Source organism: Microcoleus sp. N9_A2, assembly GCF_036701775.1.
GTDB lineage: Bacteria > Cyanobacteriota > Cyanobacteriia > Cyanobacteriales > Microcoleaceae > Microcoleus.
Genome location: NZ_JAUBRH010000013.1, coordinates 90,717 through 114,488 on the forward strand (window position 1 = coordinate 90,717; position 23,772 = coordinate 114,488).

Sequence of the window (23,772 nt, forward strand, 5' to 3'; positions counted from 1 at the left end):
TAACCTTACACTTTTTTATCTTTAAAAATCTTGAAATCCTTGGCAGTCATAGCTTCTAATTCTATTCATCAAGCCCTAAAGTAGGAATACGAATGATGACTGCGGACTAAAGTCCGCACTACGAACCTGAATTAAATCGGTCAATCGACCGGACACGAGCTCAAAAGTAACCGTACAAAAATTCGGGATTTTTGTAAATAATAGTTTTGGGCTTTGTATATTTAGCTGTTCATATTCTAACTCAGCAACGCCAAATTATTTACTAACTTTTTTTGTAAATAGGAATGACTATTGTAAATTCTGTTCCCTCTCCAAGCGTTGAATTAACTTCGATCTTACCTCCATGCTTCTCGACAATAATCGCATAGCTGACTGAGAGCCCTAAGCCCGTACCCTTGCCCACAGGTTTTGTGGTAAAAAACGGTTCAAATATCTTATTGAGCGCCGACGGTTCTATCCCTATACCATTGTCTGCGATACGAATCACTGCATTGCGATCGCGATCGACCGAAGTCTGAAGCATCAGAGTCAGTTTTTTCTTATTTTTCTTAAAATTAACTTTGTTCTCCTGTTGTCGCAAAGCATCTATGCCATTACTCAGAATATTCATAAACACCTGATTGAGTGCCGATGCGTAACAGTTGACTAAAGGCATTTTACCGTAGTCTTTAATTAGTTGGATTTCCTGATGTTTTTCACTAACTTTGAGTCGATGCTGCAAAATTAATAAAGTGCTATCAATTCCTGAATGAATGTCGATCGGTTTAATTTCAGATTCATCAAGGCGAGAGAAGTTCCGCAGAGATTCGACTATTTGGCGAATGCGCTCGGTTCCTGTGGTCATCGAAGCTAGGATCATCGGTAAATCTTCAATGATAAACTCTAGGTCGATTTCATCAATTTTAGCTTGAATTTTGGGTTGGGGTTGAGGAGAAAGTTCTTCATATAACCCAATTAACTTAATTAAAGATGTAATATATCCATGAGCATAGGTAAGATTGCCGTGAATGAAGTTAACAGGATTGTTGATTTCGTGAGCAACTCCGGCAACCAACTGTCCTAAACTTGACATCTTTTCTGTTTGAATGAGTTGGGATTGAGTGGCGTAAAGTTTTTGGAGGCTGGCTTCGAGTTGAGTGGCTTTTTCTTGTAACTGCTGGGTGCGTTCTTCCACCTTTTGTTCTAGGGTGTAGGAATAATCCTCTAATTGGCTGTAGAGTTGAGCGTTTTCTAAGGCGATCGCCGCTTGGGCCATCAGCAGTTCGATCACTTGCAGGCGATCGCGATTAAATACCGCTTGGGTTAAGCGATTTTCTAAATAAAGAATTCCAATTAATTTGCCTTTATTGACGATCGGAGTACACAATAAGCTTTTGGGCTTGTGCTTTTGAATATAAGCATCGGAGGCTAGATAACTCTGAGTAGCATCATCAATGACTAAAGTTTCCTGAGTGCGAGAGACATAGTTAATGAGAGAATGAGGGATATTTTTACTTGATTGAACAGGAATTTCTCGCCTTACAGAAAAATTATTATCTGTCGTTCGATCGCCTAAATCAGCCGTGGCTTCTATAACTAAATTCTCCTCCTTTAGTAAAATTAAATCGCATTTATCTGCTCCGGCATTTTCCATGACTATTTTCACTAAGGTAGAAATCAATTGCTCCAGTTGAATTTCACGAGATAAAGCTTGGGAAGCTTTGAGGATGCTGGCAAAATCTAGACACTCAGAAATGCTACTGCTGCTAGAATGAGTGCTTGGGATAGTTTGATGAGAAATAGACGAGCGATTGCTGTTTGAAATCAGAGTTTCCTGGAGGATCAATTGATTTTGTGGGTTCTGCAAGATAGCAGTCAAAAGCTGGGGATAGCGTTTTTTTAAGTCATCTGTTTTGGATTTTGCTCCCCAATGGGCATAGCAATAGTAGGCTTCTTGTAGATAGCCTGTTGCAAATTTTTCTTTACCCCAGCCGAGGTAGAACTCGGCCGCTAGTTCGTTGGCGAGGGCTTCTTCTTGAAGATATCCCGTATCTTTTGCACCTTGAATTGCTTGGTCATAATACTCTATTGCCTCAAGCACATTCCCAAATACTCGTGCTTGTTCTGCCTTAATCAACAAATACTTATGGAGAAAATTATGCGGAGCACAATCAGACCATTCTCCGAGGTTTACTTGATTCTGCTCGATCGCCAGCATATATTGTTTCTGCTGGCTCGGTTCAGCTTGAGGGTAGACGGCGAGCAGAATCAATGAGTGATAAAAATTATAAACACCGCTCGCGAGCGATCCGATCGCAGCTTGTATGTATTTGCCAGCCAGCACAGTACAATCTAAAGCACTCGCATATTCCTTAAATAAATATAAAATATTTGCTTTGGCAACACATAGCGCAAATAAGGACATATAATTGTTCGTATTTTGCCAAAGTGGCAGGAAGTGCAATTCATCAAAATGCTCTCCAATCAATAGCAGCTTGTCAGCCGATTTGCCTTGTAAGTTCAAGGTAGCTTGCGCCCAGATTTTCGCGTAAGACAAGGCAAAATCATGCTTGTTTTTGAGTAGTAATTCGAGGTAAGGAGCTTGTTTAGACTCGACTATTTCTAGTCTCTCTCCAGTTAAAAAGAGATTCTTACAATAGTGCATGGAGTTATAACTAGCCCACTCCAAATCCCCAGTCTCTAAACCACTTTGGCATCCTTCTATATAAGCGGGTAGTGTAGCTTGGGCTGGTTCTTTCCACGATCGAATCAGAGCATTAAATAAATTATAAACTCTAGCTTTAAGTGCGGTTTCCTGAAATTGTTCTAACAACTTCAATGCTAATTTTCCGGCATGATATCCTTGATCGATGCCTCCAGGTTCGACGCAGAGAATCGTGCCATAGAGCACATAAGCATAAGCTGATAATGCAGAATGTCCACCTTCAATGGTAAAATTTACTATCGTTAAGATCAGGGGACGAGTCATATCGGGTCTGGCGATATAAATGGAAGGAAAAAGTGCCATGAGAATCCGCAACGTGGCGAGTTTCTGCGGATCGGTCATTTCTGGAATCTTGTCTAAATCTTCAAATCGTGGTAATTCTGGCATCGCGCGATCGCCGATACTGGCATCGATGTTAATTCCCAACTTTTGCAATGCTTCCAAACCTGTATCAATCGCTTTTATCATCATACTTTGTGACTGAAGAGATTGAATTTGCAACTCATATATTTTGAGACTATCTAGTAAATTTAGAGCTTGGGATAAAATCATTTGACCCAATTTTTCCACCCGATTAAAGTTACCATTCAGATATTCTACTTCTGCTGTTTCGAGACAAACAGCCAGGGTCAAATCGTACTGATTTTGCCAACTATCAGATTCTAGTAATGCCCAACTAATATTTAAATATCTAGCAGCATCTGCATAGGCTGTAGCAGCTTTGGCTTTCTTTCCTGCCAGTAGATTTAGTGAGATGAGATGATTTAATTGCTCTGAATCTGTTATTATTTCAACACCCATATTGAGTTGATTAACAATATCAAAAATATGGTCTTTCTGGGTTGATTGAGGTGTTTTTGTCAACAAAAGCTGACCAATTTTTAAATGTGTGGCTTTTTTATGTGATTCTGGAATCAGGGAATAGGCAGCTTGCTGAATCCGATCGTGTAAAAATCGATATACTACGGATTCATGAGTAGTATCGGTGGTCTGAACTGTTCCTAAATAAAACTTATAAACTTCATTTTGGGGTAGAATCAGCCCTTCTTGCAAGGCTTTCCATAGGTGAGTGGCAGCCTCGGCTTCTGTTTGCTCTGAAACGATCGCCAAAGTAGACAAATCAAAAGAGTTGCCAATACAAGCTGCTAGTTGGAGGATAGTTTGGGTCGCTGTTGGTAGTTTCTGTAACTGCAATGCCATGAATTCCACGACATCATCGGTCAATGCGGCCGATCGCACTTTGGCGATATCGCATTCCCAATGCCCTAATTGAGCATCAAAGTTAATGAGGCAATCTTGATGCAGAGCTTTCAGAAATTGGGTAGCAAAAAAGGGATTACCTTGGGTTTTTTGAAATACCAAATCCGTGAGTGGTTGCGCTAATGCACTCGAACAATTCAGCGTATTGGCTACCAACTGATTCAGGCTGGCATGACTCAGGGGTTGTAACGTAATTGTATTAACTATCGAGTCGCTTTGGGCGATCGCTTCCAAAGTCAGCATCAACGGGTGCGCTGCAAACACTTCGTTATCCCGATAAGCACCTATCACTAACAAGTAGCCTGCTGTAGATTCAACCATCAAAAGTTGCAGCAACTTAAGAGATGCCGCATCGGCCCATTGTAAATCGTCCAAAAATATTACCAGAGGATGCTCTTGGGTTGTAAAAACTTGGATAAACTTTTGAAATAGTAAATTGAAGCGATTCTTAGCAGATGTTCCCGACAGTTCCACCGCTGGCGGCTGAGGACTAATAATCCGTTCTAATTCGGGAATGACTTCAATAATGACTTGTCCATTTTCACCAATAGCTTGCAGAATCTGCGTTTTCCAAACCTGCAACTGAGCATCACTTTCGCTCAGCAATTGTCCCATTAAATCTCGAAATGCTTGGACAAAAGCGGAGAAGGGAATATTGCGGTTAAATTGGTCGAATTTGCCTTTGATGAAATAGCCGTGCGCTCCGACAATTGGTTTGTGGACTTCGTTGACAACGGCGGTTTTTCCAATGCCGGAAAACCCGGCGACTAGCATCATTTCGCCCCCCCTGTGTACCCCCTTGGTAAGGGGAGATGAAAGGGGGTACGCTATGCGATTAAAGGCCTTGAGTAGGGTTTCTACTTCCGTTTGGCGACCGTATAATTTTTCAGGAATGGTAAAGCGATCGCTTAAATCTCGTTCTCCCAATTCAAATAAAACAATGTTTCCTATTTTTTGCCACTGAGACAGACATCTTTCGAGGTCATGCTTTAATCCTAATGCGCTCTGATAGCGGTCTTCAGCATTCTTCGCCATCAATTTGCTGACAAGTGCCGAAAGTACCACCGGAATTTCTGGATTAATTTCATGCAGTGATGGCGGTTGTTTTGCAAGATGAGAGTGTACCAATTCCATCGCATCGTGAGATTGAAACGGCAATTCTCCTGCTAGCAATTCGTAAAAAGTCACGCCCAAAGAATAAAAATCTGTACGGTAGTCTACGCCGCGATTCATCCTGCCCGTTTGTTCGGGAGACAAATAGCCGAGTGTGCCTTCTAATAAGTTGGGACTCATCAGAGTTTGAGTGTCTCGCGGCAGCAAAGATGCGATGCTAAAGTCAATTAGTTTGACTTGTTTTGTTTGGGGATTAATTAAAATATTGGCTGGTTTAATGTCTTTGTGAATTATCCGGTGATGGTAAAGTAAATTTAATGTATTGCTAATGTCGATCGCAATTTGGAAAAACTCAATCAAAGATGGCACGGTTTTCCCTTTCCCCGTCCATTCTTTCAGAGAAATTCCCCCGAAGTCTTCGACTATCAGCGCATAGCCGTTGCGGTAGGGTTCCAAGCTGTAAGTTTGGATGATTCCGGGCAAATCCAGGTTTTTAGCAATGGTATACTGATTGCGGAATTGCAACAGTTCGCTGAAGCTGGGATACTCGTTCCGCAAGACTTTGATGATGACTGGTTTTCGATCGCAGAGGCGAGTTCCGCGATAAACTAGGGTGCGAGTGCCGGAATAAATGCGATCTAGAATTTGATACCCTGTTAGTTCGATCATAGCGATAGCTATTTTTTTAGTAAATTATTTAGCGTTACTATTATAGTAGTGCAAATCAGATTTTGCCATCGTATAAATACTCAAAAATATAACAAATTTGCTACCCAACGAACAGGTAACGGTTAACGGTTAACCGTTAACCGTTAAGCGAAATTAATTCATTCGGGCTTTTAAGGCATCTCGCGCTTGTTCTCGATCGTCAAAATGGACTTTTTCGGTGCCCAAAATCTGATAATCTTCGTGTCCCTTTCCGGCAATCAGCACGCCATCTCCGGGTTTAGCGTCCATAATAGCAGTACGAATTGCTGCGGCGCGATCGCACATCACGACGGGCTTTACGGTGGCGGGGATACCTGCTAGAACGTCTTCTAAAATGCGATCGGGATTTTCGGTACGCGGATTGTCGGAAGTAACAACGGCTAAATCGGCTAATTCTGCCACGATTTTACCCATGATCGGGCGTTTCGTGCGATCGCGATCGCCACCGCAACCAAACACACAAATCATTTTACCGGGAATAAACGGCCGCGAAGCCTTCAACAAGTTCTCCAAACTATCAGGAGTGTGCGCGTAATCAACAATAACGCTAATATCTTGATCGGGACTAATTTGCACCCGTTCCATCCGTCCCGGTACTCCCGAAAACTGAGATAAATTCTCCACAATTGCGGACAAATCTAAACCCAATTCCAAAACAGCACCGACAGCAGCCAACATATTTGATAAATTGAATTGACCGACTAAAGGCAAAACAAAAGCAATTTCGCCCTTGGGAGTGTGCAGCATTCCCTTAACTCCGTCTGGCTGATATTGTAAATTTGAAGCATACAAATCAGCAGTTTTATCGGTTGTGCTGTAACTCCAAATTTTCTCCGATTTTAAGCTTTCAACAATCCGCCGTCCGTAGGCATCATCAATATTAATCACCGCGCGATTCTTGAGATAATCGGAACCGAATAACAGAGATTTCGCCTCAAAGTAATCCTCCATATCGCGGTGATAATCGAGATGGTCTTGAGTCAAGTTTGTAAACACAGCAACTTCAAAAGTACAGCCCAAAACTCGCTGCTGCGCTAAAGCGTGGGAACTGACTTCCATCACGCCGTATTTGCATCCGGCGGCGACAGATTCTGCTAGTTGTTTTTGCAGGTCAACCGCAAAAGGTGTGGTGTAAAGTGCAGTTTGTTGGAAACCGGGCCAGCGAGTGTAAAGCGTGCCAAAAATCGCGGTTGGCAACTGCATTTGATTGAGCAAAAATTCGATTAAATGAGTTGTGGTAGTTTTGCCGTTGGTACCGGTAACGCCGACAAGTTTTAATTTGTTAGCTGGATTGCCATAAAATGCGGTTGCTATTTGACCGCAAACTTGAGACATATCGGCTGCTGCGATGACGCAGGTACTCCCGTCTTTGGGTGGTGTTTTCTCGGCTGCTTGGGTGGAAATTATGGCGGCAATTGCACCACTGGCGATCGCGCTTTGCCAAAAATCTCCCCCATCGACGCGAGTTCCCGGCATTCCCAAAAACAAATCTCCCGCCCCACAAGCGTGGGAATTAGTCGATAAACCCTTGACTTCTGCATCGAGGGCGGGATGTTGGGTGTCAAAGGAAATGCCGGGAATTGCTGCTAATAATTCTCTCAAATTCATGTCGATCACTCCTGGCAAAACTGGGTTGAATCTATTTTGACTGATCGGTTTGCAAATATTTCTGTAACATTTGCTCCAATTGTCGGACTGTGCAGCGGGGAGAAGGACGAGGTAATTGTTCTTCTGGGGAGAATGCAGCATCGCCAGCAGAATTTATTGGCTGAGGCTGCACTTTAAACAAAACTGGCACTTCGTACTGATAAGCTTGAAACCAGTCATCGCGTTCGGTAATGTCTCGTACTTCCAATTGAAACTTGATGCTTTCAATCAGTTCGAGTTTTTCTTGCAACCCTTCGCACAAGTGGCATCCGGGTTTGCTGTACAAAATTAATCGCATCATAACAGTACAATTAGACTTGATCTTAAATGCTCGATCGTGCGATCCTCTTCGAGGGCTTCGCTAACGGAAGTTGGCGAACCAGACTTCGCAAGCAGCAAGCCCCGGCATGATTGGCATGAATGCGCGATCGACGTTATCTTAGCATTGGCGGCGAACCGATTACTGCAATTTGCCATCTCAATGTAAATACCAGCCGATGGATCTCTTGCTTCTCTTCCTCTGTGCCCTCTGCGCCCTCTGCGGTGAAAAACTAAATCTAGTTCACAAATCAAATAGTTAGGTTTATTTCTTAATAGTGCTGCATAATTAAGAGAAATCACCGAATCTCTGCGATTGCTTCACTCCACTTCGTTTCATTCGCAATGACATCTATTTACTTGACTCATGAATCAAGCTTGATTATAGTGTACAAATAGCCCTACCAAAAGGAGGCATTATGGACTGCACCGAATACGCAGAAGCCAAGCGAAAAGCAGCCAAAAAAATTAGCGCCGATATTCGAGAACGTTGGAACAATCGCATCGTCACGCGGGAATTGCACCTGATGGGTGAAGCGGGGGCGGTGCAGTATTTGGCTGATTACGGGCGCGGCATCGGTACGGCAAAAGTTATTGGTTTTGCGCTGTGTGCGGAGTCGGAAGGATACCCGGAAATGGCGGTGGGATTTTGGCAAAGAGCGTTTGAGTTGGAAACTGGAGAAAAGCCGACTAACAACACTCAAAGCAAGTCTAGCACCAATGGTACTCCGGCGGCAAAATCAAAGGCTGCTGCCAAAATAGAGACTGCAAACAATCCGATTGTTCCCGAATTACCTGCGAATTTGCAGCCGGGAAGGATTGTGACGATGCAGCCGGTTGATGCGCCGGTGGAACGTTCTTATTACATCGAAAATCCCGATTATTGGGGACAGCCAAAGCGGGACGGCAACCGAGTTGTGGTTGTGGCGACGCCAGATAAAGTATACTATCAATCGCGATCGACTAACCTGCGACAACAAGCATCAATTGCGATCGATCGCGCCTTAACAGACACAGCCGCTCAAATTGGCACCTTTGTTTTAGACGGCGAACTGTATTACAAAAGCTGTACCGGTAGCGAACACCGCACGGGCGCGCAAGCTGCTACAGTTAATATTGAAATGGGTTTCCCGACGACCCAACCAACCGCCGTTTATGCGATTTTCAAATGTTTGTTTTCCCACGGCAAAGACTTGACTGGGTTGGCAGAATCGGAACGAATTGCCGCCGGGGTTGCAGTTGGTGAATTGCTGGTAAGTTTATCTTCAGAATTTGAAATTGTACCGACTTATCGCACCGCCGCTGAAAAACTTTTATTAGCAAATCAGCAGGAATCTGAAAACAGAGAAGGCGAAGTTTGGATTTTGCACAACTGCTGTTATGTCGGCGGGAAAGATGTGAAGAAGTTTCCGATGGTGCGGACTAAATACTGTCAGGAATACGAGTTGTTGATTGTCGGGTTGACACCGACTAAAGTTGCGGGGCGGCCCTTTAGTGCGATCGAAGTCGCGCAAGAAGTTGGGGGCAAATTACTGCGGGTAGGAACAGTGGGAACGGGCTTTAGCAGCGGGGAAATGCAGGAAATTGCCCGACTCTACGAGGCTAACCCTCGCGGAGTTAAAATTAAAGTGCGATCGCAGGGATTGACGGAAAGTGGCAAATTGTGGCACGCGCGATTCTTGGAAATTTGTTAAAATAGGACGGCGGTTGAAACCGCGTCTACATAAACGATGTCTGCCTCCGCAGACTGAAGAAAATAAGACGAATCAATGTTTTTCAGCAAAAACAATTTCTACATCCTTATCAATCTGAAATCCAAATTGAATGTTTTCGACTCAATGCTGAGGAAAATTGGGTTTCTCAAACTTACGGGCAAGGAGATGAGTTATATCGTTTCCGGTTGCATCGGAATGATTTAACCTTACTAGAACACAGAGAACACAGAGAGGTCAGAGAGAAATGAATAATTTCGATGCTAACGGAATTGATATCAGAGTTGATAAGTATAGATTTTCGCTGCCAGATCGCCCAAATTTATCAAAAAGTCCCCGGCATGATATTATGATGTATGAAACAACTTTTTCAGCCCCGCAACCCTCTGGTTCGTACCTTCGCCCAAAGCTTAAAGCGCTACTGTCCCGACGCGCAAAATTTGCTAAATTCCGGTGCAATCGAAACGGAAATCGACTTGTTTAAAAAACGTTACCAACAATCGCTTCCCGAAACTTTTTATGATTTTTATCGCTGGTATAACGGTTCGGCTTATGAGAGTTCAGAAAATAAGTGGCTGTTGCCTTTTGAACATGGCAGGAGTATTTTATCTTTGGCATCTATTGTGAAGGAGAAAAAATCTTGGGACACCCAGAGTCAAGTTAATTTTCAAGAATGGCAGCCCGGAGAATATTGGAACAAAGCATGGATTCCGTTTATGAAAGTAGATGATTTGTGGCTGCGGGTTGTGGATACAAAAGGCTGTTTTGACGGCACTCCTGGACAAATTATCAGTTTTGAGTGCAAAAACGAACCTTTGAGAAGCATTGAATGCGATTCTTTTGATAAGTGGCTGGAAACTGTTATTGCAAAAATTGAGTTAGAATGTTTGTTTAAAGAGTTTCACGAAATCGGGTTGGAGGAAGAAAAGGCAATTTTTGCGATCGATAAACGCATCAATCCCAATCGACACAGCGTCGAATTAGCACCTATAAAAACATAAAATACTTTGCAAGCTGAGGACTGAAGTCCGAACGATAGAACCTCAATTACAACTCACAAAGAAAACAATGATTAAAATTCTTCACCTTTCAGATATCCACATGGGAAGTGGCTTTTCTCACGGCCGCGTTAATCCAGAAACTGGCTTAAATACGCGGCTGGAAGACTTCGCAGCTACCTTGAGTAAATGTATGGACAGGGCAATTTCTGAACCCGTAGATTTAGTTATATTCGGGGGCGATGCTTTCCCGGATTCAACGCCGCCACCGTTTGTAAAAGAAGCTTTTGCGCGGCAATTCAGCCGCTTAGTTGACGCGCAAATTCCCACGGTTTTGCTAGTAGGAAATCACGACCAACATTCCCAGGGACAGGGCGGCGCGAGTTTGGGGATTTACCGGACTTTGGGAATACCTAAGTTTATTGTAGGCGATCGCCTGGAAACTCACCTCATACAGACCCGTAATGGCCCCGTACAGGTGGTTACACTGCCTTGGTTGACGCGATCGACCTTAATGACGCGATCGGAGACTGAAAGCCTTTCTATGGGCGATGTTAACCAATTATTAACCGAAAAACTGACGATCGCCCTAGAAGGAGAAATTCGCCGTCTCAACCCCGAAATCCCCACCGTACTATTAGCGCACTTAATGGCAGATAAAGCAAGCTTGGGCGCGGAACGTTTTTTAGCAGTTGGTAAAGGTTTTAACATACCCGTTTCCATGCTAACACGCCCTTGTTTTGACTACGTAGCCCTCGGTCACGTTCACAAACACCAAAATCTGAATTTATCCAACAATCCGCCCGTAATTTATCCGGGAAGCATCGAACGAGTTGATTTTAGCGAAGAGAAAGAAGACAAAGGTTTTGTGTTAATTAATTTAGAACGAGGGAAAGCTGAGTGGGAATTTTGCGCCTTACCCGTGCGAGTGTTTCTGACGATTAAGGTAAAGGTGTCTGAATCGGAAAACCCGCAAGCTGACTTGGTTAAAGCCATTGGGAAGAAGCAAATCCAAGATGCTGTGGTGAGATTAGTTTACCAATTGCGATCGGAACAATTAGACTTAATAGATAACGCAGAATTGCACGCACTTCTAGGCGAAGCCCACAGCTACACAATCCAGCCGGAATTAGTCAGTCAGCTAGCGAGGCCGAGGTTGCCAGAATTGAATGCTAATAATAGTATAGAACCTTTAGAAGCTTTGAAAACTTATTTAGCAAGTCGGGAAGATTTGAAAGATTTTTCTGAGAGTATGTTAGAAGCCGCGCAGGGTTTGTTGGGCGGGAAAGAGGAAGTTTTGGAGGAACTTTTGGTCGAATTTTAGGTAATATCCGGTAATATTCGGTAGGTAAATTATCCTTATTACACAATCTCAGAAACCGGGTTTCTTCCTATATTTTTCGTACTCAACCCAAATGATTCGCAGAAACCCGGTTTCTCCCTACCACTCATTTATTTAACTTCAACCATCCCAAAAACCTCGCCCGCCACCAACCGAGTTCCATTGGCAAAATCCACCCCAGACTGCACCTTTTTCCCCGCCAACTGTACCTCTCGCAATAATAGCAAACCATCACCGGTTTGGACGATCGCCCCAAAGCCCTTCACAACCCTGACAACCTCCCCATTTACGCCCGATAACTGGGCTAAAAGCGGCCAATCGCGTTCCAAAACCCTCAACTCCGGCGGCATTTGCAGCCAATATTCCGGCCCGAGTGGCACAGTAGCAATCACCTTCAAAGAATTACCGCGAAAAGTCGTAGTACAATCCGGGTAAAAGCCCCTAACTTGATTGTGAAGCGCGATCGCACTTTGCGACCAATCCAGCACATAATCTGCACTCTTAATCATCGGTGCGTAAGTCGCCTCAGCATCATTTTGAACAACAGCTTCAATTTGGTCGTCCCTCAATTTCACCAAAGTTTCCACCAACAAATCCGCCCCAACTTCCGCCAACCTATCCGCCAAAGAATCAGCATTATCCAACAGTGAAATACCAGCAAAAGCCTTCAACAGCATCGCCCCAGTATCCATCCCAGCATCCATCAGCATAGTAGTAATTCCTGTTGTCTTTTCCCCGTCAAAAAGACAGCGCTGAATCGGCGCGGCACCGCGATACTTCGGCAAAATTGAACCGTGAACGTTAACGCAAGCCAAACTAGGGATATCCAGTATTTCTTGAGAAAGAATCTGCCCGTAAGCCACCACCACAAAAACATCCGCCTCCGCTTCCCGCAACATAGCAATAGTTTCCGTATCCTTCTTAATGCGGCGCGGCCCGAAAACCGGGAGACTGTGATTTAAAGCCACATCTTTAATAGGTGAAGGCATCAATTTATTGCCCCTTCCCCGGCGTTTATCCGGCTGAGTCACCACAGCCACCACCTCAAATTCGGGATGACTCAGTAAACTGGACAAAGTAGGAACAGCAAAGTCGGGAGTACCAAAAAAAACAATTTTCATAGATTTTTAGTTAAGTACATAGGTTTTTTGAATGATTAGTAATTCATTCATGGTATCATTTTAAGCTGCCGCGGTTGTGACAGCAAGATTTTTATCTGTATACTAAATCTAAAATCTACTGACAGATTCTTTTTTATACGTACCGATTGGCTGATTGGTAATAATTGAGTAGAGAACATCCGGGTCTAAATCGGCTCCATTTTCCCAATAAATAGTTCCCATATCTGGATTAACTTTGACTTTAACAAAGTAACTAAGGTCTTCTAAAGGGGAAAAAATTCCCGTAAATTCAATCAGTTGACTGATATCAACAACTCCCTCTATATCGTCTTCAAACTTGAGATGTAGTTGATATAATTCAAACGGCTTAACCGAGATAATATCTTTAAGCATTTTCTACTCCAACGGTGTGATAGGCTCTAAAGGAGATTGAACTCTAGCTAGTTGCCAGTTTTGCATTAGTTCTGTCTGATGAATAGCCGCCCATTCTATAACTAGACCTAAGATGCGGGGGGAAAGTTTACCTTCTAAAATCGAAAGAGTTTCGATATCAATGATAGCTTTTTGTTGATTGTAGCGGACGTGAAAATTTGGAGGCGGGTGGTCTTTGTAGTACATGGTGATGATGATACCTAAAAAACGGCTAATTTCTGGCATTATCTCGCCTTCTCCATTATCGGTTGGAAAATGATTCCTGAATTGTTCATTATATACCGAATGAAATCTATTGACGGTTGTTTAGCGAATCTGTTGGCTGTAACGAAGTATTTTCCTAGAAAAACCCGGTTTCTACCCACTCATCGCCACTTCCCCGAAATAAAAATTGAGCGCTAACGCACTACCGGAAAATGAAATAGAGCAAAAAAGCAAAGAAGATTACACACAGGCAAGACCCCCCTCCGCTATCTTCTTCCTCCCGGTGCAAAGGTTCCGCTGCGGCTGCTTGACGTTGAGGTGCTATTGCTACTGCTTCCCGGCGCAAACGTTCGGCTTCCGCTTCCCGCTGTTGACGTTCCCTTTCTTCTGCTTCCCGGCGCAAATGCTCGACTTCGGCTACCGGCTGGAGAGCCAAAGCCTCCACTATACGAAAACCCCTGTGCAAGTTCGAGTAGCCCACAGAGAGGTACTTGCGGTTGGCAGCACGGCAAAAGACCGCATAGTCGAACCACGAACCCCCACGGTGCACCCGGTTATTATCTCCGCCAGTTCCCCAGGAACTACCATCGGATGGTGCGCCGTTATAATTGCCATGCCAAGGATCAGCACACCATTCCCAAACATTCCCGTGCATATCGTATAAACCAAAGGCATTGGGCGGAAAACTCCCCACTGGCGTTGTTTCTTGGCGATAAAGTCCTTTGGGCGCCCAACCGTAGGGAACATTGCCATCATAATTAACTAAATCTGGGGTAATTGTTGGACCAAAGTGAAAAGGTGTTGTTGTATTTGCGCGACAAGCATATTCCCATTGGGCCTCACTCGGCAAACGATAGATTTTCCCTGTTTTCTCCCATAGCTTCTGGCAAAAAATTACAGCATCATTCCACGATACATTTTCTACAGGCCGCTTTGCACCCTTAAAATTAGAAGGGTTGTTTCCCATCACCGCTTGCCATTGTTCTTGGGTAATGGGATATTTTCCGATATAAAATGGTTGGGCAAAAGTGACCTGATGTTGCGGGTGTTCATTATCATTACCTTCTCCAGACGGTGAACCCATCATAAAACTACCCGCTGGGATCTGCACCATTTCCAGCTTAATTCCATTGCCTAAATCTTCGTTTTTTTGATAACCTTTCCCCGACTGCTTGTTATTTTGTTTCCCATTCTTGTCCACCGTAATGATTTCAAAAGTAAATTCTTTACCTTTACTCGCTTTTTCCTCCCGGCGCAAACGTTCGGCTTCGGCTTCGCGCTGTTGACGTTCGCTTTCTTCTGCTTCCCGGCGTTGAATCTTTACTTCCGCTTCCCATTTTCTATCCTTTAATACACTTAAAGCAACATCGCGAGTGTGCGAAACACCTGGTAAACTCGGATCAATTTGCAAAGCGCGATTAAAATCTTCAATGGCCTTTTCTAACTGTCCTAATTTATGATAAACTAGCCCGCGATGATGGTAAGTATGAGCATCATTAGGATTTAATCGCAGTACCAGGTCAAAATCTGCGATAGCGCCCTCATAATCGCCAACTTGATAATAAGCCAAACCGCGCTGAATATTCGCGTCTAAGCGAGAACTATCTAACTGTAAAACTTGATAAAAATCTGTAATTGCCGAGGAATATTCCCCATTGTTTGCCCGTTGTAAACCCCGTTGCCAACAAGACTCAATGACGCTTAGTTGTAAATTCGCGCCCAAACCTTGCAAACATTGATTTAGCTTGGTTAAATAGGGCAAATCATCAATGGTTAAAGCCGCAGCCAAAGCATTTAATAACTGACTTTGTTCTGGAATCGGCAAACCATGCAGTTTTAACCAATCTTGGACAGACAAATATAACTGTGCTGCGGCCCACTGCTTATCAGCAAAACTCAACAGAGATACAGCTAAATCCAAACGCAAATCAGGAATTAATGCCGACTGTTCTTCAGCCAAGTTGTCATATAATGCCTGATAATAACCCACTGCAATTTCTATGACAGTCTCCTGTTCCTCTGCGGGCATTTTTGCCAACATTTCCGGGATTAACTGCGGCAGTAAAGGTGTTTTCCGCTCATCTGGAGGCAGAAACATCAGACAATATTCATCAACAATTAACCCGGCGATTAAAGCATGGAATATCCCGATAAATTCGGCCAAATCATTGTAATCATTTTTGTGCAAATGATAAGGGCGATGAATTTCGCTTAAATCTTCTCCTTCCTCTAGAGCACGGCGTTCAATTTCCGAAATTCGTAAATTTTGCTGATAGCCTTGAACTGTTTCCTCACCATAACGGCTATCAAAATCAGCCACAGGCTTACCAGAGTCAATATACGCTTGTCGTTTCCCTTGCCAATTCACAGCCCGTTGTTTGGCACAATCATACAATACCTCAACCCAAGGTAACTTATTAATTGGGGTTTGGTAGCGATATTTTTTAAAGTTAATATGCCAAAAGCCAAAGCGCAAATAAAAGTCATCGGGCGTGGCGGATGAGTCTAAAATGAGTGTGGGAATTACCCGCAAACCTGCAAATAAGTTTTCCGCCGCCGCTTCTTCCCGAAAAACATTACTCCGCCAATAACCGCCCATAAATTGTACTGGCCGGCCGTCGGTGATATACTTGTCTAGGAAGTTTCGCAGATAATTGCTTAAAAATTCCTCAGATACCGGAAAGTTTTGATTTGGTCTAGCCGCATCGTGAGTCAAGACTGGCGGTGATAAGAAAACTCGTAAAATGGGTGTATCTTCGGGGTTGATGTTGGCAATAAGGTTTTCGGCGGTGACGAAAATTGGGGAATTTTCTAAGTTTTTTTGTTTGACAATGATGGCCATTGCTGTTTCGCGATTTGCCTGAGCAATCTCTCGTGCTAATAGAGCATCTAACTGTTTTAATTCTAGTTGGAGTTGACGCTGTTCGGCGATGCAGAATTTTTGCAATTCGGCGCGCAATACTTCTAGTTGGGCGCTGTGTTCGCGGTTGAGTTGGCCTTCATTGGCTTGAAAAGCCCAATTTAAATCCGCTAATTTATATTGTAACTCGCGGTTTAGCATACCTTCATTGCGTTGACAAGCACTATTCATTTCTGCGAGGTATTGCTGTAAATCTCGGTTTAATTCGCCTTCTTCCCTTGTGACATCAAGGGTGGCTTGATGTTGCAAGGCTTGGAGAATAGAAATATTTTCTTGTAGTTTTATTTGTTGGTTAGCGTTTTCTGAATTAATCTTGGCAATAGAGAGCGCAGTGTCTGCATTAATATTAGCAATAGAGAGGGCGGTTTCAGCTTGGATATCTGCTTGATATTTCGTCGAAAAAAATTTCGTATTAGCATCATCTCTAATCTGAACCAAAACACTTTTTTTCCCTGGTAATACTTTCGTCATAAAAAATTGCTCCTATTTTGTATGGTTAAGGTTTGATCAACCAGATATTGATGGAATCTAAGCGTTATTTGGGGCTGTTGCTGGGGTGGGGGCGGGTTTATTCAGATGATTGGTGGGCGGCAAAATTGAGCGGTGAACCCGTCCCTACGGATTTTATTGAAGATTATACCCATAATTTTACCATTTAGAGGCGGGTTCATCCACATATTTGCTACCCATCGACAAACGATCAAAACCCCCTCCCCCCTCTTTGGGATTTTTAATGGCGACGCACCCTAGGACTGCTTTATTAAACTGAGAGAGGGGTGTTCCGAAGGACGATCGCCTACAATCTATAGGTGGTAAAGTTGTCAAAAGTGTGATCATATCTCCTCGAACATGGAAAAGCCGTCTAATCTCCTGCTTAAACTCAGCCGCAGCTTATTTGGAGACACCGCCGCACAATAAAAGTTTATTCATTCTGTCACAAATCCCCAAGCTTTTAATCCTGCTATCTTGTGGATGCAACCCAAACCCACAGAAAACCCATTTACTGTCGAAATTCCAGTTTTTAGGCAACCGCAATTTGTAGATAGACTAGCCTGAGAATCCCAGCCGGGAAAACATTCCTTACCTCAAGGACGACATTACTACTGTCTCGACTTTTCCTCAATCTTCGCCGCCTCCACCTTATTAACAATACCCCAACCAATCAAACTAATATTAGATATGTGAGCCGCCCCCGGAGGCAAAAGTGTATTTGCCTGGAAAACATTAAACCCAGAATTGCTCTTGTGCAACGAAGCCATAGGCAAACGCATGGGAATGCTTATCTCTAATTTAAAACGCTGTTAAATTCAACCATCCGCCACCGCGAACCTCGATTAAAAAATATTTGCCGAAAAGATACCAAAAACTGCTAATTTAGTAATAGTAGACGCTCCTTGTACAGGTCAATCACTCTTAGCAAAAGGAGACAAAGCACCCGGATGCTTTCATCATGTCACCATCAACAGCAATGCCAACCGCCAAAAAAGAATCTTAGCCAATTATGCTAAAATTGTAGCGCCGCAAGGTTATCTTACATACATGACCTGCACTTATTTAACCGCAGAAAACGAACAAGTCAACGAATGGCTGTTAAGCAGGTTCCCCGAATTTCAGCCTGTCACAGTTCCTCATTTAGCAAAATATCGATCGCACCTGACAGAAATTCCTTGCTATCGGATGTGGCCGCAGGATAAACTAGGAGCCGGAGATTTCACAGTTTTGTTTCAAAATACCTCAGAAGGAGAGACAAATCAGCTACCCGCCGATTTTCTAGATTTAGCCAGTTTTACCAGAAAAAATTGGTTTAAAGCCTCTCCCTTAAAGGCGAGAAATTAAAAGAAGACGATTCATTACTTCAATCCTCTTCCTTCTAGGTAGAGGTAGCTGTCAATTGTCAACTGTCAACTGTCAACTGTCAACTGTCAATTGAACAACCTCTAACTATCCGCGTGCATCCGTGTTCATCTGCGGTTAAAAAAATCTTCTTCCCTAAATAAAACTAAAAAATGATTTTATCTAAATTATCCAAAACAATAAATATGAAACTAAAACTAGCTGTCGGCATTTTACTTATCTTAAATTTGCTAATATTAAACGGCTGTCAAAACAGCACAACCCCAGCATCCAAAAACGGCGAACCCATCGAACTCACACTGTGGCACGGCATAAATCCCCCGCCAAATCGCGACGTATTTAAAACTCTCACAGATCAATTCAATAAAACACATCCCAACATCCAGATAAAACCAATTTACATCGGTCAGCCCGACCAACAACTGCCAAAAATACTAACAGCAATAGTTGGAAATGCACCGCCAGATTTGCTTTGGAATGCTGCTACAATTTCAGGAAAACTAGCAGAACTCAACGCAATTGAACCCTTAGAAAACTGGCTCGATAAATCACCCCGGAAAGCGGAAATCTACCCGGCACTCTTCGAGTCAATGGAACTCGGCGGACACACTTGGTCAGTTCCCCTAGCGACAAACAACGTCGCCATCTTTTACCGTCCCAGCTTATTTGCAGCGGCAGGAATCAAAGAAGTGCCGCAGAATTGGGCGCAATTAAAGCAAGTAGCCCGATCGCTCACGCGAGACACCAACGGAGACGGCCGCACAGACCAACACGGCATAGTGCTCCCCCTAGGCAAAGGAGAATGGACAGTATTTACCTGGCTGCCATTCATGTTCAGCGCAGGCGGCGAACTCAAAGGCAAAACACCTCAAAGTCCTGTACCCCAAATAGATAATCCCGGTTCTCACGCCGCCTTAGAATTGTGGAGCGACTTGTTAAAAGAAGGTTCAGCAATATTGTCAGCACCCGAACGCGGTTACGAACTCGACAACTTCATCGCCGGGAAAGTCGCCATGCAAATCACCGGGCCGTGGACGCTAGCACAGTTGCAGCAAAGTGCGATCGACTACGCAGCAATGCCTTTACCGATTCTCAAACGCCCCGCAGCCGTCGTAGGGGGTGAAAACCTATTTTTAATGAAAACCTCGCCAGAACGAGAGCGAGCAGCCCTAGTATTCTTAGAATACGTTATAGGTGAAGAATTCCAAACAGCATGGGCATTGGGAACAGGTTACTTGCCCATTAACTTAAAATCGAGACAGAGCCAAGCTTATCAAAGCTTTGTGGAAAAAAACCCTGTTTTGCAAGTATTTTTAGAGCAAATGAACTCAGCCAGAGCGCGACCGATTATATCAGGTTACTCTCGCCTATCAGAAAACCTCGGTCGCGCCATAGAGGCAACCCTTCTCGGCCGCAACCCCCAAGACGCCCTTAAAGAATCTCAAGAGCGTTTGACACTAACCTTAGATATTGCAATAGCCAAGGACAAATAGACAAGAAAAAATATTTTTCTTAGCTGTAAATTATCCGCTTTCACTGTATTCGAGCGAAAGACTTAAAGCCTCGATTGATTGGTTAAAAATAAGCGTGAAAATCACTCCAGCCTGCACTTCTAATCAGAAACCGTGTTGCTGGCCCCAAACAGACCTAAAAGCAGAGATTTTACCAAAAATAATTGGTTTAAAACCTCTCCCTTGTAGGGAGAAATTAAAAGAAGACTATTCATTACTCCAATCCTCTTCCTTCCATGTAGAGGTCGCTATCAACTGTCAACCCTTCGACTTCGCTCAGGGCAAGCTGTCAACTGTCAACGGTCAACTGAAGTCGCTATTATTGGTATTTTAGGTATTTTAGGTATTATTGAGCATGATGCAAGATGTTAGGGTGAATAGAGTTACGATCGCCCGACACAAAAAGACACCCGCTGTCGCTCGGTAATAAAATTTTAACAAAAACCAAAAAATTACAAACCAATTGCTTAGCCATTAGAGATATATTTACAAAAAAGCGATACTCCCGAAATTCATGGGCAGATTTGATCGAACAAAAAAACCGCTCCCTCAACGGCACCACAAAAAGTGAGATCAAAAGCTTCTCCCAGTACCTACCACCCATGACCTACCATCACCTAATAGAAACATTTTCTCTACCCTCTGCCTGTCCCGTGCCACCTACTGAGACCCCAACAACCGTCCACCTTTTCCCCAAACGACCATGCAGACAAAGTTCCTTAATGCAATCAAAGGACATTCCTGGCGGTACTTCCTCGCAGTAGGCGCGATCGCCCTAATCTACTATTTGGCATCGCAATTCGCAATTTCCACCCTCACCCTGAGTTCCGAAATCTACCCCATGTGGCCAGCAGCAGGAATTGCCCAAGTCGCCCTGCTGCTGTTCGGGCGGCAACTGTGGCCGGGAATTGCGATCGGAGGCTTCCTGTTCAGCATGAGCGTACCGTCGGCCAACATCGGCACGGCATTGATCTCGGCTGGCGCCAGAACCCTGCAAGCCTGGACGGGAACTTATCTACTCCAGGGCATTAACTTTAACCCCGGGCTCGATCGGCTCAAAGACGTTTTAGGAATAGTCGGACTAGCAGCCTTGGGCTCTACCCTGATCAACTCCACCATCGGCAGCATCCTCGTATGCCTGACCGGTTTATCTAGCTGGAGCAATTTTGGCACGATTTGGGGGACTTGGTGGGTAGGAGACGCTATGGGAATTGTGCTCGTCGCCCCGCTGCTGCTGACGTGGCAACAATTGCCCAAAGTCCCCATCCATCGCAAACAGATAGCTGAACGAGCGATTTGGCTGCTGCTGCTACTAGCAGTCGGGTGGCTCGTCTTTTGCTCCCGCACCCGCGCCGCCTACGCCCGCTATCCCCTCGAATACTTACCATTTCCCCTAGTAGTTTGGGCTGCCTTTCGATTCGGTCAGCGCTACACCGCCCTCTCCAACCTCATCCTCTGCGGCTTCGCCATCTGGGGCATCGCCCGAGGCAGCGGCCCCTTTCTCAAACACGCCAGCAGCATCCCCCAAGCACTGTTATCCCTGCAAGCCTTCATCGCCGTCATCGCCGTCACCGGCTTAGTCTTAGCTGCCACCGTCGCCGAACGCCACCAAGCAGAAGCCTCCCTGCGCGCCAGCGAAGCCAGCCTCGCTAACGCCCAGCGCATCGCCCAGCTAGGCAACTGGGACTTAGACCGCAACGCCCAGCAATTGCGGTGGTCAGAGGAAATTTACCGCATCCTGGGACAGCAACCGGGAAGTTTTGAACCCAGCCTGGAAGCCTTCTTGGAATACGTGCACCCTGAAGACAGAGAATTAGTCAAAACATCGATCGAAGCCGCTTTATTTCAGCAACAGCCTTACAGCATCGACTACAGGCTCATACTCCCCGACGGCAGCAACCGCACAGTCTACGAACAAGCCGCCATCACCTCCCTCTACATCACCAGCACCGTCCAAGACATCACAGACAGAAAGCAAGCCGAAGCCGCCCTGCGTTCTTCAGAAGAAAGATTTTCCAAGGCCTTTCACGCCTCCCCAGTCGGGATCAGCATCTGCACCCTCACAGACGGATGCTTCCTCGATGCCAACGAAAGCTTTTTGCGCTCATTAGGCTGGCTGCAGCACGAATTTATCGGCCGCACTGCCAGCGACTTAGGAATATTTGTCAATTCAGAAGACGGGAGGCGGCTCGCCCAGATTTTGCAAGCACAAAATTCAATCAGCAACCAAGAAATCAAAATTCGCACCAAAGCCGGCGAAGTGCGCGACTGGCTGCTGTCAGTGGAACTCATCGACCTTGGCAGCACTCAGTGCGTTTTAATCATGACCACCGACATCACCGAACGCTTGCGTTCCGAAGAATTCCGCCGCGCCGCATTAGCCGCCGAAGCTGCCAATAGATCCAAAAGCATTTTTCTCGCCAACATGAGTCACGAACTCAGAACCCCCCTCAATGCCATCATCGGCTACAGCGAGATCCTGCAAGAAGACGCCCGAGACCTTGGTGCCGAAGAGTTCATCGACGACCTCCAGAGAATTAACACGGCCGGCAAGCACCTACTAGACCTGATTAAAGATATTCTCGACTTGACCAAAATTGAAGCAGGCCACACCGACTTGCACGTCGAAACCTTCACCATTTCAACTCTGGTTGAGGAAGTAGTTGCCACGATCGCGCCGATGGCAGACAAAAATAGCAATATCCTAGAAATACAATGCCCCGAGAATATTGGCTCGATGCAGACCGACTTGACTAAACTCCGGCAGTCTCTGCTCAACCTCCTCAGCAATGCCGCGAAATTTACTTGCTCCGGCGCGATTACCTTCGCCGTTACCCGATCCGTCGAAACCCCCGCCGACGCTGCAAAGAAAGGCAAAAAAATTGGAGCATACAGAGAAGGTGGCCAAGCTGAAAATAGCTTGTCTCTCTTATCTTCCGCTCAAGATTGGATCATTTTTACGGTCAAAGATACCGGCATTGGCATGAGTCCAGAACAGTTAGCCAAAATCTTTGAGCCTTTCACCCAAGCCGATTCCTCAACTACTAAAAAGTACGGCGGCACTGGTTTGGGGCTGACGATTACTAAGAAATTTTGCGAAATGATGGGCGGAGACATTACCGCATTCAGCGAGGTGGACAAAGGTTCTACCTTTACCATTCGGCTGCCAGCTATTTTCACAGACCTTTCGATCTCAACCGAAAAGTCTGACAACTAATATTTTTTTGACAGTTATTTTCGATGCCTGCAACTTTTATTTATAGCAACCGCCACATCGGTGAGGACATAAATAACTTCATGAATAGAGCCGATACCCGTACTGCATCAATGGTTTGATTCCCGTTATGCAACTGTCAACTGTCAACTGTCAACTGTCCACTGCTATACCTCCGCAATTGGCCGATCATTTTGCTGGCAGTTAGAGAGATTTGACACATAATTTATCACATTATTAACTCAGCTTTTTTCCTAGGTTTTTTTAATATAGAGTAATCTTAAATGAGTCGTAAAAATTTTACCCCACCTCAACCATCCCCTTGGTAAGGGGAGGGAGTAATAAGTTCACAAATGATGCGAAGATTGCTATAGAGCAATACGGTTTACTTAAGGCTTTTTGACGAATTTCTTAAGTCAACCATATTGCGGTAGGGGCAGGTTCAGCTCAGAATTTATGAAATAATCGACTGTATCAAGGCAAAACCCGCCCTCTTAAGTAAACCGTATTGTGCTATAGAGGTAGAAGATTAGGGCGGGTTAGAGCACCCTAATTAATTTATGAGTAAAGACGAAAAGTGCTGAAATCATTTCCGCTGGCATGGGAATAATAAATTTTCCTGTCCAGTACCCGCGTCCGCGATCGTTTTTTGGCGGCCACCTAGTTTTTGAGGCTAAGTTCACTTGATTAATATTCCGAACAGTTTTTCTATAG

General features: G+C 44.5%; 15 protein-coding genes. 7 read left to right on the plus strand and 8 right to left on the minus strand.

Annotated elements, in window-relative coordinates; translation table 11 throughout:
• Positions 1-262 precede the first annotated feature (262 nt).
• The 3 genes from QUA44_RS10800 to QUA44_RS10810 form a co-directional block, all read right to left on the minus strand.
• Positions 263-5,746 (minus strand): AAA family ATPase, encoded by a 5,484-nt coding sequence (locus QUA44_RS10800; RefSeq protein WP_333250601.1) that lies wholly within the window; start codon positions 5,744-5,746, stop codon positions 263-265.
• A gap of 153 nt (positions 5,747-5,899) precedes the next feature.
• Positions 5,900-7,393, minus strand: a complete 1,494-nt coding sequence (locus tag QUA44_RS10805) for a UDP-N-acetylmuramoyl-L-alanyl-D-glutamate--2,6-diaminopimelate ligase (protein ID WP_333250599.1) — start codon at positions 7,391-7,393, stop codon at positions 5,900-5,902.
• A gap of 31 nt (positions 7,394-7,424) precedes the next feature.
• On the minus strand, positions 7,425-7,730 hold the full coding sequence (locus tag QUA44_RS10810) for a glutaredoxin family protein (RefSeq protein WP_332970331.1): 306 nt from the start codon (positions 7,728-7,730) through the stop codon (positions 7,425-7,427).
• 439 nt (positions 7,731-8,169) lie between these two features.
• On the opposite strand from QUA44_RS10810, the gene QUA44_RS10815 reads away from it, so the two are divergent.
• The 3 genes from QUA44_RS10815 to sbcD all read left to right on the plus strand — a co-directional run bounded on the left by QUA44_RS10815 (position 8,170) and on the right by sbcD (position 11,784).
• Positions 8,170-9,444 carry an ATP-dependent DNA ligase gene (locus QUA44_RS10815; protein WP_333250597.1) on the plus strand — a complete coding sequence of 425 codons (1,275 nt, stop codon included), beginning with the start codon at positions 8,170-8,172 and terminating at the stop codon, positions 9,442-9,444.
• Positions 9,445-9,818: 374 nt separating this feature from the next.
• Complete coding sequence (locus tag QUA44_RS10820) at positions 9,819-10,463, plus strand: SMI1/KNR4 family protein (protein WP_333250595.1); 645 nt, start codon at positions 9,819-9,821, stop codon at positions 10,461-10,463.
• Between the two features lie 67 nt (positions 10,464-10,530).
• Positions 10,531-11,784: an exonuclease subunit SbcD gene (sbcD, locus tag QUA44_RS10825; RefSeq protein WP_333250593.1), complete on the plus strand. Its 1,254-nt coding sequence runs from the start codon at positions 10,531-10,533 to the stop codon at positions 11,782-11,784.
• Positions 11,785-11,912: 128 nt separating this feature from the next.
• Here the strand turns inward: sbcD and fmt are convergent, their stop codons facing one another.
• From fmt to QUA44_RS10845, 4 genes are all read right to left on the minus strand, one after another.
• Positions 11,913-12,923: a methionyl-tRNA formyltransferase gene (gene fmt, locus QUA44_RS10830; protein WP_333250591.1), complete on the minus strand. Its 1,011-nt coding sequence runs from the start codon at positions 12,921-12,923 to the stop codon at positions 11,913-11,915.
• Between the two features lie 108 nt (positions 12,924-13,031).
• Positions 13,032-13,316, minus strand: coding sequence for a DUF2442 domain-containing protein (locus QUA44_RS10835; protein WP_333250590.1), 285 nt, complete (start codon positions 13,314-13,316; stop codon positions 13,032-13,034).
• 3 nt (positions 13,317-13,319) lie between these two features.
• Complete coding sequence (locus tag QUA44_RS10840) at positions 13,320-13,580, minus strand: DUF4160 domain-containing protein (protein ID WP_333250588.1); 261 nt, start codon at positions 13,578-13,580, stop codon at positions 13,320-13,322.
• Positions 13,581-13,761: 181 nt separating this feature from the next.
• The gene (locus tag QUA44_RS10845; RefSeq protein ID WP_333250586.1) at positions 13,762-16,950 is read right to left on the minus strand and encodes an SUMF1/EgtB/PvdO family nonheme iron enzyme; all 3,189 of its coding nucleotides are present in this window, start codon (positions 16,948-16,950) and stop codon (positions 13,762-13,764) included.
• A 50-nt stretch (positions 16,951-17,000) separates the two neighbouring features.
• On the opposite strand from QUA44_RS10845, the gene QUA44_RS10850 reads away from it, so the two are divergent.
• Positions 17,001-17,138: a hypothetical protein gene (locus tag QUA44_RS10850; protein WP_333250585.1), complete on the plus strand. Its 138-nt coding sequence runs from the start codon at positions 17,001-17,003 to the stop codon at positions 17,136-17,138.
• Between the two features lie 441 nt (positions 17,139-17,579).
• On the opposite strand, the gene QUA44_RS10855 is transcribed toward QUA44_RS10850, so the two are convergent.
• Positions 17,580-17,750 (minus strand): hypothetical protein, encoded by a 171-nt coding sequence (locus QUA44_RS10855; RefSeq protein ID WP_333250583.1) that lies wholly within the window; start codon positions 17,748-17,750, stop codon positions 17,580-17,582.
• Positions 17,751-17,859: 109 nt separating this feature from the next.
• Between QUA44_RS10855 and QUA44_RS10860 the strand changes: the two genes are divergently transcribed.
• The 3 genes from QUA44_RS10860 to QUA44_RS10870 all read left to right on the plus strand — a co-directional run bounded on the left by QUA44_RS10860 (position 17,860) and on the right by QUA44_RS10870 (position 23,061).
• Positions 17,860-18,315 carry a hypothetical protein gene (locus QUA44_RS10860; protein ID WP_333309677.1) on the plus strand — a complete coding sequence of 152 codons (456 nt, stop codon included), beginning with the start codon at positions 17,860-17,862 and terminating at the stop codon, positions 18,313-18,315.
• Positions 18,316-18,485: 170 nt separating this feature from the next.
• Positions 18,486-19,826, plus strand: a complete 1,341-nt coding sequence (locus QUA44_RS10865) for an ABC transporter substrate-binding protein (protein ID WP_445243655.1) — start codon at positions 18,486-18,488, stop codon at positions 19,824-19,826.
• 721 nt (positions 19,827-20,547) lie between these two features.
• The gene (locus QUA44_RS10870) at positions 20,548-23,061 is read left to right on the plus strand and encodes an MASE1 domain-containing protein (protein ID WP_333250579.1); all 2,514 of its coding nucleotides are present in this window, start codon (positions 20,548-20,550) and stop codon (positions 23,059-23,061) included.
• The last annotated feature ends 711 nt before the right edge of the window (positions 23,062-23,772 follow it).